We start from the raw sequence: 12,676 nt of genomic DNA, 5'->3' as shown, positions 1-12,676 counted from the left end.
TTCGCCGTTATGGTCACTTTTTCGCTGGATTGATGACGATAACGGCGAAAACAGTGACCGAAACAGCGAATCCAGAGGGCAGCGCGTAGGAGGGGTGGCCAGAGGGGAAGGCGGCAAGTGGTGCATGGCGTAGGACCTTGCTGAACTTGATCGCCAGCTGCATGCGCGGTGCTAGCATCGGTCGTAGATATACAGAAAGGCGCACTTATGAGCACGCTCGCTGACCAGATCCCGAACATCCCCCTCATCACCCTGCATGACGGCACGAAGATTCCGCAAATCGGGTTGGGTGTGCTGCGCATCGACGACGAAGGCGTGGTGCCGGTCGTCGAATCGGCGCTGGAAGTCGGCTACCGGCACATCGACGGCGCCGCCGGCTATAACAACGAAGAGGGCGTGGGGCGCGCGCTCGCCGCGACCGGCTACAACACCGGTGAGAAGCGCGCGTCACTGTGGATGACGACGAAACTGCGCGATTCCGAGCAGGGCTATGATTCCGCCATGCGCGCGTTCGACCATTCGCTCGAACTGCTGCAGCTCGACTATGTGGACATGTACATGATCCACTGGCCCACGCCGTTCGACTGGCGTAGTGACGAAACATGGAAGGCGTTCCGCAAATTGCGTGAAGACGGACGTGTGCGCGCGCTCGGCGTCTGCAATTTCATGCCCGAGCACCTTGATCGGTTGTTTGATGAGACAGGCGAGTACCCGACCGTCAATCAGATCGAACTGCACCCCACATGGCAGCAGCGCGATGTCGTGGAGTATTGCCGCGCGCACAACATCGCGGTGGAGGCGTATTCGCCGATGGCACGCGGCGCCGATCTGGCGAACGGCGTCGTCGAGCGCATCGCCGCCGCGCACGGCGTGACGCCCGCGCAGGTGATCCTGCGTTGGCACATCGAGAACGGCACGATCATCATCCCGAAGTCGGTGCATGCCGAGCGCCAGCGTGAGAATCTCGACCTGTTCGGTTTCGCGCTGACACTGGAAGAGCATGCGCAGATTGACGCGCTCGACGGTCCGACGCGCGCCGGCCACGACCCGATGACCTTCACGTATGCGTGAGCGGTACTGAGGCAAAGCCCGTCATTCCGGCAGCTCGCCCGCGTACGCGAACGTGAGTGGACGCCGTTTGGTGAATGTGACCAGCCCGGCCCGCTCGAGTTCCTCCACGGTTTTGCGCGCGCTCTGCTTGGACAGCTGCAGGTGCTGTGCTGTATCGTCGAGCGTCATGCCGGCCCGGGTGCCAAAGGCAGTCTCCTGCATGAGTGCGAACAGCGTCTCCTGCGCATGCTCGGACAGCCGGTGTTCGCGCCCGAGGTCGTTGCACTGCGCGCTGAGCCTGCCCAAACGGTTCAACTGCTGCGTCAACTGTTCGATGAGTGCGGTCTGCGCCTGCGCCACGCAATCGAGCAGCGTCTGCACGAAGAACGTGAGCTCGCCATGGTTGAGTGGATTCTCCGCGCTGCTGAACGCCTTGTAATACCGCTGCCGGTTGTCGGCGATCGTACGCGAAAGCGAAAGCACGGAGGGCAGTGTGAGCGTGGGCTGCAGATTCAACGCGAGCAGATACCGGCCCATACGGCCGTTGCCGTCGTAGAACGGATGTGTGTATTCGAACAGGAAATGCGCGGCGGGGGCCGCCAACAGCGCGGGGATCTGTTCGGACCTCATCAAGGCGAGCATCTGGGTGAGCAGCTCATTGACGCGGGCCTCGGTGTGTGCGCCGGTGTGCACGATGCGCTCGCCGGCACCGATGATCTCCACGTCGCCATTGCGGAACAGTTCGCCGTCGGGGCGGTCGTCGCCCATCACGTCGTCGTAGATCGTGCGTAAATCGTCAAGCGTCTGCGGCAGCTGCGTATGCTCGTCGGTCAGACCGAAGTAGAGGCGGGCGAACTCCGCGAAGCGGGAGGCATGTGTGGTCTGCGCGGCTTCGTGCTGCGCTGTCTCGACGGCGTCCTGCACCTCTTTGCGCGTGCTGCGCACACCTTCGATGTCATTGGTGGAGAGGATCTCCTCGTTGATCGCATGCACGATGTAGCTGTGCTTCATGATGCGCGGGATGCCGTTCCACAGCACTGCGATCGAGCGTTCGCGCGCAAGCACGTCGTTGAGCTGGCGCGTGAGTTCACGTGGCATGCCGATGAACAATTCGCCCAGCTTCGTAGTAATCCCTGTGCGGAATGTGGAGTCCGCGGTCAGGCGGGCATGGGCGAGCTCCTCGAGATGTGCGGGTGCGGCCGTGGAGGCGTCCATGTGGAACAATGTGGCGAGTGGTCTGTATTCATCTGCCATCAGGTGCCCCTTATTGATACTCCATAGTGTTTTCGTGCGGTATGGGAGCATTCTAGCGCGTTTCATGCGTTCTTATTGATAGTTTCTATAAATTAGAACAAGCGGATAATGGTGAAACACGGCTTTCGGGAGTTCTTATTTATAGTTTGTATCAATAAGGATGTGTGGAGTAGCGACAAACGTGGTGTGTGGCAGCTCTTTTCTATATACGCTGCCATTAAGGGGGATTCGCTGTTTTCGTCACGGTTTTTGCCGTTTTGGTCAACAAACAAACGAAAAAGTGACTGTAACGGTGAAAACGGTGACGAAAACAGCGAAAACCGTGACTAGAACGGCGAATCCGTTGGGTGTTGGGGTTGCGGCAGGGATGTTGGTGCACGAAGGACACAAGGCTTTGTGCCACACAGCTCTGCATCAGGGGGCGAATCATCCCTAGGGGATATAAGCACTTACCCAGTGCATCAAAAAGCTCTGCATCATAAAAAGGGTGTAGGCCAGTCCTTTCGAACCGGCCCACACCCCGCTGGTGAGGCTGCCGCTATCGCGACCATGGTCGCGATAGCGGCAGCCTCACTTGGCATCGCTTATCATCAGCCAGTGTTCTGGAGGCCGGCGGCAACGCCCGAAACGGTGCAGAGTATCAGGTAGATGAATCCTGCCTGCTGGCTCTTCGAGAGCTCTTCCTTGTCCACCTTCTTGCGCAGCGAGCGCAGCGCGAGCACCTGCGTCACCGAAAGCGCGTCGACGTACGGCGAGCGGATGCGGATCGCTTGGCCGAGCACGTGGCGGTGCTGGAGCGGCCATGCGTCGCCCACGATCTTGAGCACCCACTTGCGGGTGAGCTCCATCTCGTTGAGCACCTTGTCGCGCAGGTCGTCGCGGTCGCCGAGCGCGAGGTACATCTTGGCGATGCGCTCGTCGGTCTTGGCGAGCGACATCTCGATGTTGTCGATGAACGTGGAGAACAGCGGCCATTCCTGATACGCCTTGCGCAGCGTGTCCAGATCGCCGAACGCCTCGCACGCCGAACCGAGGCCATACCATGCGGCCAGGTTGATGCGCGCCTGGGCCCACGAGAAGATCCAGGGGATCGTGCGCAGGTCGTCGAGCGACTTCGCGCCCAAGCCGCGCTTGGCGGGGCGGGAGCCGATCGGCAGCAGGCCGATTTCGGTGAGCGGCGTGACGGTCGAGAACCACGGCGCGAAGTCCGGCGTATTGAGCAGGTCAAGGTATGTTTCATGTGAAACTTCGTTGAGCTTGCTCGCCATCGGCGCGAACTTCTCGGTCATCTCGGTGTTCGTCTTCTCCACGCTCGGCGCGGACTGCAGCAGCGTGGCCGCGGCCACGGACTCGACGTGGCGAATCGCCAGCACCGGGTTGCCGTAGCGCGCGAAGATGACCTCGCCCTGCTCGGTGAGCTTGAAGCGGCACTTGACCGAATCCTTCGGCTGCGCGAGCACGGCGCGGTTCGCCGGGCCGCCGCCGCGGCCGACGGCGCCGCCGCGGCCGTGGAACAGCGTCAGGTCGATGTCGTTCTCGTCCGCCCACTTCGCGATGCGCTCCTGCGCGGAGTGCAGGGCGAGCGTCGCGGTGGTGGGGCCGGCGTCCTTCGACGAGTCGGAGTAGCCGAGCATGACCTCGAGCTTGCGGCCGGTCTGCTTGAGACGCGCCTGCACCTCGGGGATCTTGATCATTTCGTCGAGCACGTTCACCGAGTTCTCAAGGTCTTCGAGCTGCTCGAACAGTGGGATGACGTCGATGACCGGCGCATCCTCGGGGTTCGCGAACGACAGGCGGTTGAGCTCGTAGACGTCGCGCACGTTCTTCGCGCTTTTCGTGAACGAGATGATGTAGCGGCGCGCGGCCTTGACGCCGTTGCGGCGCTGGATCGCACCGAGCGCGCGGAACGTGTCGAGCACTTCGTGCGTCATCGGCTGGAGCGGGCCGCGCTCGCCGTGCAGTCCGTGCTCGCGGATGTCGTCGAGCGCGCGGGCGTGCACCACGGAATGCTGGCGGAACTCCATCTCGACCATGTGGAAGCCGAAGGTCTCGGCCTGCCAGATCAGATCCTGCAGCGGGCCGTACGCGGCGCGCTTGGCGCCCGCTTCGGCGAGCGAACGCTGCACGATGCGCAGGTCGGCCAGGAAGTCGTCGCACGTGTGGTACATGAGGTCGTGGTCGCGCTTGATCGTGTAGTGCAGGCGGTCGGCCATCACGAGCAGCACCGCGCGGTGCAGTTCCTGCGTGGAGATGAGCGACGCCTTGCTTGTCAGGCGCTCGCTGACCTCTTTCTGCTGGTTCCACAGCGCACGCAATTCATCGCTCGGCGGGGTGGTCTCGGATTCCATCGTCATGTTGCGGCCCACGGTACGTGTGGCCTCTTCGAGCGCGGCGAGCACGTGGTCGCTGAACTTGCGGGCCACCTGGCGGCTCACCTTGGCGGTGACGTTCGGGTTGCCGTCGCGGTCGGAGCCAATCCAGCTTCCGGGGTGGAAGAACGCCGGGCACACCGGCTCCACAAGGCCGGCCTCGTCGCCGAGGACCCAGTCGTCGAAACGGCGATAGACCTGCGGGATCGTGTGGAACAGCGTGTTGTCGAAGATGTCGAGAATCGTGTCCGCTTCCTCAACGGGCGTGGGCTTCTTGAGCGCGGTCGGCGACGTGCGGAACAGCGCGTCGATCTCGTTGTACAGACGGCGCAGGTTCTCTTTCTTGTCCGATCCGCCCAAGTACTTGTGGGCGCTGAGCAGCTCCGCGATACGGCGGATCTTGCCTTCCACGGCCTTGCGGCGCGCCTCGGTGGGGTGTGCGGTGAACACGGGGTGGAACTCGAGGCGTCCGAGCAGTTCCTTGGCTTGGGCCGGCCCCATTTCGGCGATGAGCTGGTGGTAGGCCTTTGTCATTTCATTGACGGGGTCGATCGCCTGCTTGTCGTCCACCTTGGCTTCGCGCTCGTGCAGCACAGACACACGGTAGTTCTCCTCGCACAGGTTCGCCAGATGGAAATACGTGGCGAACGCACGGGCGAGCAGCTGCGCGTCATGCAGGTTCATCGCGTCGATGGTCTTGACGGCCATCTCCAGATCGTCGCGTTCGGGGTGGGTGTCGGTGAGCACACCGGAGAATCGTTCGGTGCTCGCATCCACTGCGTACTGGCGCACGGTGTCGAACATGGTGAGCAGGGATTCGTCGTATTCGGCGAGCACCCCGCGCAGAATCTCCAGGCACAACTCCATGTCGTTGCTCAACGAATCGGGGAGTTTGTGTTCCTCGGGGGTTTTCGTGCCCAAGCCGGACGTGACCACGCCGGTATCCGCAGGAGTGAGTGGTTGCTCTTGATCAGTCATTCAGACCTCCTTCTCCAAACATCGGGTTGCTCGGTCAGTCGGTCCTCTGCGGCTCCTCCGCAGTTGTGTTGGCCGGCCGTTGCGAGCCCACAGCCCTAGTTCAGTTCAGTTGCACGCACATTGTATGCGCGGGGAATCGACAGTTGTGTTACACCGGCACATTTTGGGCCATGATGTGAGATTGGCCCCGGGCACTTTTTGGGCGCCCCTCAACAAAGTGTGCGCTGCAGCGCGCACAATCTGCAAGGTGAGCGTGAATATGCTTCCACTTTTTGAATGTGCCGAAAAAAGTGGGGAGGCCACCACTGCAACTACATTGGGAATCATGCAGGAAGAAGTGAAGAGCGGCGCCACTGCCGTAGGAAAATACCATTCCCACTCCATTCCGCTCGACATGGAAGACATTGAGCGCGACTGGGACAAACCGATTGTGGACGCCGGGATCGCCGCCAAGGCGAGTGTGATCGTGCGCGTGGGCATGCTCGACCTAGGGGCGGGCACCGGCAGCTTCCGTGTGCGCGAGATGATGCACCGCATCGCCTACCCGCTCGACGTGCATGTGCGCGCGGACGTGAATCTCACCGACATCCAGGCCACGTGCACGGACGGCAAGGACCGCATCACGGAGGTCGTCAATCTGCCGACGACCGGTGTGAACACCGAGCGCATCTGGCTGCTTGAGCATTTCGCCGACTGGTTCAGTGTGAATCTCGGCACCGGTTCCATGTACCACCGTGAGACGAAGGTCTCCGCGGGCCTCATGCAGCATCTCGACATGCGTGACGCGTCGCAGGTGTCTGCGGACATGGCGAAGCGGCTGCGGGAGGAGCGGCACCATGCGCGTGTCGCGGAACGCGCCGCCGTCGAGGATTACGAGGCCGCGCTCGCCTCCCACGGCACGGCCAGCGGGGGCGGCGAAGTCAATGAGACCGTCATAGACGCGCTCGTCAAGGCGGACGGCCGCGGCGACACCGCGAGCGAACAGGCCGAGCAGCTCGATCTGCCGCGCGGCCGCGAGCGGGCGGCGGGCGGCAAGCTCGCGCAGCCGGAGCGCGGGATCACCGTGCGTGATGTGCACAAGCGGCTCGACATGATCGAACGGCGCAAACCGTTGTATTCGCCGGCGCTTTCCGGCCTTGCGTCGGCGTGCGCTTGCGCGTCCTTCGTGTTCCTGCTCGGCGGCGCGCCGTACGACATGATCGGCGCGTTCGTCGGCGCCGGACTCGGCCAGTGGCTGCGGCGGCGGCTGTTCGCGCATCATCTCAACCAGTTTTTCGTGACCTTCGTGTGCGTGGCTGTGGCCGCGTTCGCGTGCGTGGGCACTTTGCGCCTCATCGGCCTGTTCAACCCGCTCGCACTGCAGCATGACACGGCGTACATCGGCGCGATGCTGTTCGTGATCCCCGGTTTTCCGCTCATCACCGGCGGCCTCGATATGGCGAAAATCGATTTCCCCTCGGGTGTGCAAAGGGTGATGTACGTGTTGTGCATCATCCTGATGGCCACGCTCGCGGGGTGGATGATCGCGTCGCTCGTGCATCTCAACCCTCAGGGTTTCGAATCTCCGAACCTCAATCCGTGGGTGAACGGCGCCCTGCGCGCGTTGTTCGCGTTCATCGGCGTCTGGGGCTTCTCGATGATGTTCAACTCGCCGCAGCGCATGTGCCTTGTGGCGGCCACGATCGGCATGATCACCGACACCCTGCGGCTCGAACTCGTGGATTACGGCCTGGCCCCAGAGGCCGGCGCGTTCATCGGCGCCATGCTCGCCGGACTGCTGGCGTCCGCATGGCGTTCCGCGGTGAGGCACGGCATGCTGCCGCCGCACTTGGGCTACCCGCGCATCTGCCTGACCGTGCCGTCGATCGTGATCATGGTGCCCGGCATGTATATGTATCAGGCGATGTTCCACTTGGGGCAGTTCGAGACCTTGCTCGCGCTCGACTGGGCGTTCTGCGCGTTCATGGTGATCATCTGCCTGCCGATCGGATTGGCGATGGCGCGCGTGATCACCGACAAATCATGGCGGTATGACGTGTAGTCGACCGTGCTTGGCGAATCGCTTCGTCGCGGATTGCACCAAGGATGTTCGCAAAACAGTGGCCTGATGAATCGCGTTCGTGCAATCTGCACCAACGCGATTCACCAGGCCACTGTTTTATACTCCTATGACTCGTGATCAGCGGTCGTAGCGCATGCCCATCGCCTCACGCACTTGGTCGAGCGTCTCGTTCGCGATCGCGTTGGCACGGCGGTTGCCATCGTGCAGGATGTCGCGGATCGTGTCCATGTCCTTCGCCAGTTCCTCACGGCGTTCGCGGTGCGGCGCGAGGAACTCGTTCACGGACTCGGTCACATATGCCTTGAGCGCACCGCCACCGCCGTTGCCGATCTCCTCGGCGATTTCGGCGGGGTCACGGCCCGTCACCAGGCCGGCGGTAGTGAGCAGCGCGGCCACCTGCGGGCGGTTCTCGGGGTCGAAGGTGATGTTGCGGTCGGAGTCGGTGGGGCTCTTTTTGATGAGCTTGGCCGTCTCTTCGGCCGTGGCGCCGAGCATGATCGAGTTGCCGTACGACTTGCTCATCTTGCGGCCGTCGAGGCCGGGGATCTCCGGGGCGTCGGAGAGGATCGCGGCCGGCTCCGGGAAGATCGGATTCTTCTTCGCGTAACGCTCGTTGAAGCGACGCGCGATCGTGCGCGTGATCTCCACGTGCGGCAGGTTGTCTTTGCCGATCGGCACCACGTTCGCCTTGCAGAACAGGATGTCGCACGCCTGGTGCACCGGGTAGGTGAGCAGCAGGCCGGTCAGTGCATGGCCCGACGACTCCATCTCGGATTTGACGGTGGGGTTGCGGTGCAGCTCCGCCTCGGTCACGAGCGAAAGGAACGGCAGCATCAGCTGGTTTTCGGCCGGGATCGCGGAGTGCGTGAAGATCATCGTGCGCTCGGGGTCGATGCCGGCGGCCATGTAGTCGATCACGAGGTTGAGCACATTGTCGTCGATGTGCTCGGTCGTGTCGCGGTCGGTGATCACCTGATAGTCGGCGATGATGATGTTCGTGTTGACGCCGCGGTTCTGCATCGCCACACGCTCTTTGATCGAGCCGAAGAAGTGGCCCAGATGCAGGCGGCCGGTCGGGCGGTCGCCGGTGAGCATGGTGAATTTGCCCGGATTTTCCTCGAGCTTCGCGAGCGTCTCATCCGAGCGTTTCTTCGCTGCGAGGAAACTCGCGCTCATCTCATTGCCTGCGGCGGTCAGTCGCGCCTCGTGTGCTTCAGCCATGCTCTTCAACGTCCTTATGCCAAGAAAAAACGGGAAATCGTAGTGGTCTCATCGTAGAAATCTGAGCAGACAACAACACAGGTCATAATAAGTGGTACTCTCTTATGTGATGAATCGATAGCAAACAGTTAATCCCAGGGGGTCAGATGGGCCGCGGACGTCAGAAAGCCAAGCAGCAGAAGATAGCTAGGAAGCTCAAATACCTGACCACTGACACGGATTATGACGAGCTTGCCAAGGAGTTGGGCGCGCACGAGCCCGGTACCGGTTCATATGACCCGTTCGCCGACGTCGAAGACGAATATGCGCAGCCCGAAGAGGCGCAGCCGGAAGTCACCGAACCCGAAGACGATCTCGACGAGTACGCCAAGTGGGCGGCCGAAGCCGCGGCGAAAGCCACCAGTGGCGAAATGCCGGTCACGCCGGCGCCCAAACCGCACAAGCCGATTCCGATGCCAGTGCCGGAAAGCCTCAAGCACACTAAGCACGAGTGAGTTCGGCCGCACGGCGCACACTGCATCGCGCCATGTGGCCGGGCGGATATGCGCGGATTCCATATATTATGGAATCCGCGCATATCCGTATGGGGTGCGCTCAGCCGAGCGGCAGCAGCGCGGAGAGGTCGTCGCGCTCGCCGACCGCGGTGATATGCCCCGCGGCGCGCTCCTCATTCCAGGTCGTGACGCCGCTCGCCACGCGCAGCCAGACGCTCGGGTCGAGTTCGATCACGTCGGGCGGGGTCAGGTTGTGCGGGTCGCTCGCCGGGCCGTCGAGGATCTTGATTGCGCCCCACGGCGCCACGCGTACCTCCACACCGGGGCCGGGCGCCTTGAGCTCGAGCATGTGCAGTGAGTAGCGCACGGCGAGCGCCATCATCGGGCGCGGTAGCTGCGGCGCGATCTGCGTGCGCGGCACGGTGCCTTCGAGCGCGTGCGCGGCGGCGCACCAGTCGTCGAACGCCTGCATGCCCGCGGCGATGTCTGTTTTGCGAATGACTGCCATGGGGCCATTGTGCGCGCGGGCGTGGATTGCGCATGGCGCGCATGGTGGCGCGATGCATGGCCGCCCGTCCCGCAATGCGGACTGGTGCGCCCACAAGGCGGGTTTGCTACGGGCGTATGCTATGATTTTGAGTTTGAGAGCGTATGCATATCGGGAGTGACCGTCTGGAAAAACGAACAAGACAAGAGCAGGCCCATTCCAGTGTGCGTTCACGGAAAAATGACATGTTCAGAGGAGTCATAGATATGACCGAACTTACGGCACCGAAGTCCTCGGTAACCGCGGCGCAGTTCGCGGACGAGATCCGTAATGAGCTTAAGTACACGCAGGGCGTCACGCCTGAGCAGGCAAAGCCGGCGGATGTGTACGTTGCGGCGGCGACCGCCGTGCGCAAGCACCTGATGGATTCCTGGATGAAGACCCAGCAGGACATGATCAACGGCAACACCAAGGCCGTTGGCTACCTGTCCGCGGAGTTCCTGATGGGCAAGCAGCTGCGCAACGCGCTGCTGAACTCGGGCCTGACCGAGCAGTTCGAAGCCGCGGTGAAGGAACTCGGTTTCGACCCGCAGCAGGTGACCGACGCCGAGTACGAGCCGGGTCTGGGCAATGGTGGCCTCGGCCGTCTGGCTGCGTGCTTCATCGATTCGCTCGCCTCGCTGGGCGTGCCGGCGTTCGGCTATGGCATCCAGTACCGCTACGGCATCTTCCGTCAGGAATTCGATGAGGAAGGCCGCCAGATCGAGCGTCCGGATTACTGGCTGACCAACGAAGACCCGTGGGGCCACATCGACTATGAGCGCGATCAGCGTGTGAGCTTCGGCGGCGAGGTCGTCGAGGAAGACGGCAAGCGCGTGTGGAAGCCGAGCTGGTCGGTCCGCGCCATCCCGGTCGACTACATGGTCCCGGGCTATGAGTCCGGCCGCGTCAACACGCTGCGCCTGTGGCAGGCCCGCAGCTACGACGAGTTCGATCTGCTCACCTTCAACAAGTCCGAGTACCTCGACGCGGTGAAGCCGCAGGTCAAGGCAGAGAACATCTCCAAGATCCTGTACCCGGAGGATTCCACCGAGGTCGGCAAGGAGCTGCGCCTTGAGCAGCAGTACTTCTTCGCTTCGGCTTCGATCCACGACGCGATTCGCGTGTTCTACCCGAACCAGGACAAGCCGGACCTGACCACGTTCCCGGACAAGATCTGCTTCCAGCTCAACGACACCCACCCGGTGATCGGCATTCCGGAGCTCATGCGCATCCTGCTCGACGAGTACGGCTACGATTGGGACACCGCGTGGAACATCACCACCAAGACCTTCAACTACACCTGCCACACGCTGCTGCCTGAGGCGCTTGAGGTCTGGCCGGTCGCCCTCATCTCCAAGCTGCTGCCGCGCCACATGGAGATCATCAACAAGATCAACGACCAGTTCATGCACGAACTCGAAGAGATGACCGACGACGAGGCCAAGGTCGAGCGCATGCGCATCGTGACCGCCGGCGACACCCCGTCGGTGCGCATGGCGTACCTCGCTTCGTACGCCGGCGAGCACGTCAACGGCGTGGCCGAGCTGCACTCGCAGCTGCTCAAGGACGTGACGCTGCGCGACTTCTCGGACCTGTTCCCGAAGAAGTTCACCAACGTGACGAACGGTGTGACCCCTCGCCGCTTCATGAAGCTCGCGAACCCGGGCCTCTCCGACCTGATCACCGAGGGCCTCGGCACCGACAAGTGGCTCGAGGACCTCGAGCTGCTCAAGAACCTCGAGCCGCTCGCCCAGGACGACGAGTTCGTGAAGAAGTTCGCGCAGGTCAAGTACGACAACAAGATCAAGTTCGCTGACTTCGCCAAGCGCGAATACGGCTTCGACATCGACTCGAGCACGATGTTTGACACGATGATCAAGCGTCTGCACGAGTACAAGCGCCAGGCCCTGAAGATCCTCGAGGTCATCGCCACCTACGCCGACATCAAGAGCGGCAAGGTCAAGATTGAAGACGTGACCCCGCGCACTGTGATCTTCGGCGCCAAGGCGGCCCCGGGCTACTACTTGGCTAAGATGACGATCCAGCTCATCAACAACGTGGCCAAGGTCATCAACAACGACCCGGACGTCATGGGCAAGCTCAAGGTCGTGTTCCCGTGGAACTACAACATCCGCGTGGCCCAGTACCTGATTCCGGCAACCGAGCTCGACGAGCAGATCTCGCAGGCCGGCAAGGAAGCCTCCGGCACCTCGAACATGAAGTTCGCCCTCAACGGCGCGCTCACCGTCGGCACGCTCGACGGCGCGAACGTCGAGATCCGCGAGCGCGTGGGCGCCGACAACTTCTTCCTCTTCGGCATGACCGTCGACGAGGTCGAGAAGATGTACGCCGACGGCTACGATCCGGCGAAGTACTACGAAGCCGACCCGCGCCTCAAGGCCGCCATCGACATGGTTGCCAAGGGCACGTTCTCGGACGGCGACGAAGACACCTACGCCCCGCTCGTCTCCGACTGGCTGACCAAGGACTGGTTCATGACGCTCGCCGACTTCACGGCGTACCACGACATTCAGTCCGAGATCGAGACCCTCTACGCCGATCAGCTCGAGTGGAACCGCAAGGCGATCATCAACGTCGCCAACTCCGGTTACTTCAGCTCCGACCGCTCCATCGAGGATTACCTCGAGCGCGTGTGGATGACTGGCCCGCTCAAGTGAGCCGTGCGCATTAGCGACTGACAAGACGCCCCGGGTTGTGT

8 protein-coding genes are annotated in these 12,676 nt (G+C 62.3%); 4 read left to right on the top strand and 4 right to left on the bottom strand.

The annotated features are described in order from the left end of the window. The first annotated feature begins 207 nt into the window (after window positions 1-207). Window positions 208-1,071 carry an aldo/keto reductase gene (locus BPSG_RS07025; protein WP_026643780.1) on the top strand — a complete coding sequence of 288 codons (864 nt, stop codon included), beginning with the start codon at window positions 208-210 and terminating at the stop codon, window positions 1,069-1,071. Between the two features lie 21 nt (window positions 1,072-1,092). Here BPSG_RS07025 and BPSG_RS07020 read toward each other — a convergent pair whose 3' ends face one another. Both BPSG_RS07020 and BPSG_RS07015 read right to left on the bottom strand, forming a co-directional pair. Further along, a complete protein-coding gene (locus BPSG_RS07020) occupies window positions 1,093-2,304 on the bottom strand; it encodes a Fic family protein (protein WP_026643781.1) in 1,212 nt (403 codons plus the stop codon). Between the two features lie 590 nt (window positions 2,305-2,894). Then, window positions 2,895-5,651: a phosphoenolpyruvate carboxylase gene (locus BPSG_RS07015; protein ID WP_026643782.1), complete on the bottom strand. Its 2,757-nt coding sequence runs from the start codon at window positions 5,649-5,651 to the stop codon at window positions 2,895-2,897. A gap of 325 nt (window positions 5,652-5,976) precedes the next feature. Between BPSG_RS07015 and BPSG_RS07010 the strand changes: the two genes are divergently transcribed. Beyond that, window positions 5,977-7,692: a threonine/serine exporter family protein gene (locus BPSG_RS07010; protein ID WP_033502275.1), complete on the top strand. Its 1,716-nt coding sequence runs from the start codon at window positions 5,977-5,979 to the stop codon at window positions 7,690-7,692. A 138-nt stretch (window positions 7,693-7,830) separates the two neighbouring features. Here the strand turns inward: BPSG_RS07010 and trpS are convergent, their stop codons facing one another. After that, a complete protein-coding gene (gene trpS, locus BPSG_RS07005) occupies window positions 7,831-8,934 on the bottom strand; it encodes a tryptophan--tRNA ligase (RefSeq protein WP_026643784.1) in 1,104 nt (367 codons plus the stop codon). Between the two features lie 146 nt (window positions 8,935-9,080). Between trpS and BPSG_RS07000 the strand changes: the two genes are divergently transcribed. Then, window positions 9,081-9,428, top strand: a complete 348-nt coding sequence (locus BPSG_RS07000; RefSeq protein WP_026643785.1) for a DUF3073 domain-containing protein — start codon at window positions 9,081-9,083, stop codon at window positions 9,426-9,428. Between the two features lie 100 nt (window positions 9,429-9,528). On the opposite strand, the gene BPSG_RS06995 is transcribed toward BPSG_RS07000, so the two are convergent. Beyond that, window positions 9,529-9,936 carry a sterol carrier family protein gene (locus BPSG_RS06995; RefSeq protein WP_026643786.1) on the bottom strand — a complete coding sequence of 136 codons (408 nt, stop codon included), beginning with the start codon at window positions 9,934-9,936 and terminating at the stop codon, window positions 9,529-9,531. Between the two features lie 245 nt (window positions 9,937-10,181). Between BPSG_RS06995 and BPSG_RS06990 the strand changes: the two genes are divergently transcribed. Beyond that, entirely contained in the window at window positions 10,182-12,635 is a 2,454-nt protein-coding gene (locus tag BPSG_RS06990; protein ID WP_026643787.1) for a glycogen/starch/alpha-glucan phosphorylase, read from the top strand. The last annotated feature ends 41 nt before the right edge of the window (window positions 12,636-12,676 follow it).

The sequence above is a fragment of the Bifidobacterium pseudolongum subsp. globosum genome (assembly GCF_000741295.1).
GTDB lineage: Bacteria > Actinomycetota > Actinomycetes > Actinomycetales > Bifidobacteriaceae > Bifidobacterium > Bifidobacterium globosum.
Note: the sequence above shows the minus strand (reverse complement) of the source record. Positions and strands in the feature narration are given on the sequence as shown.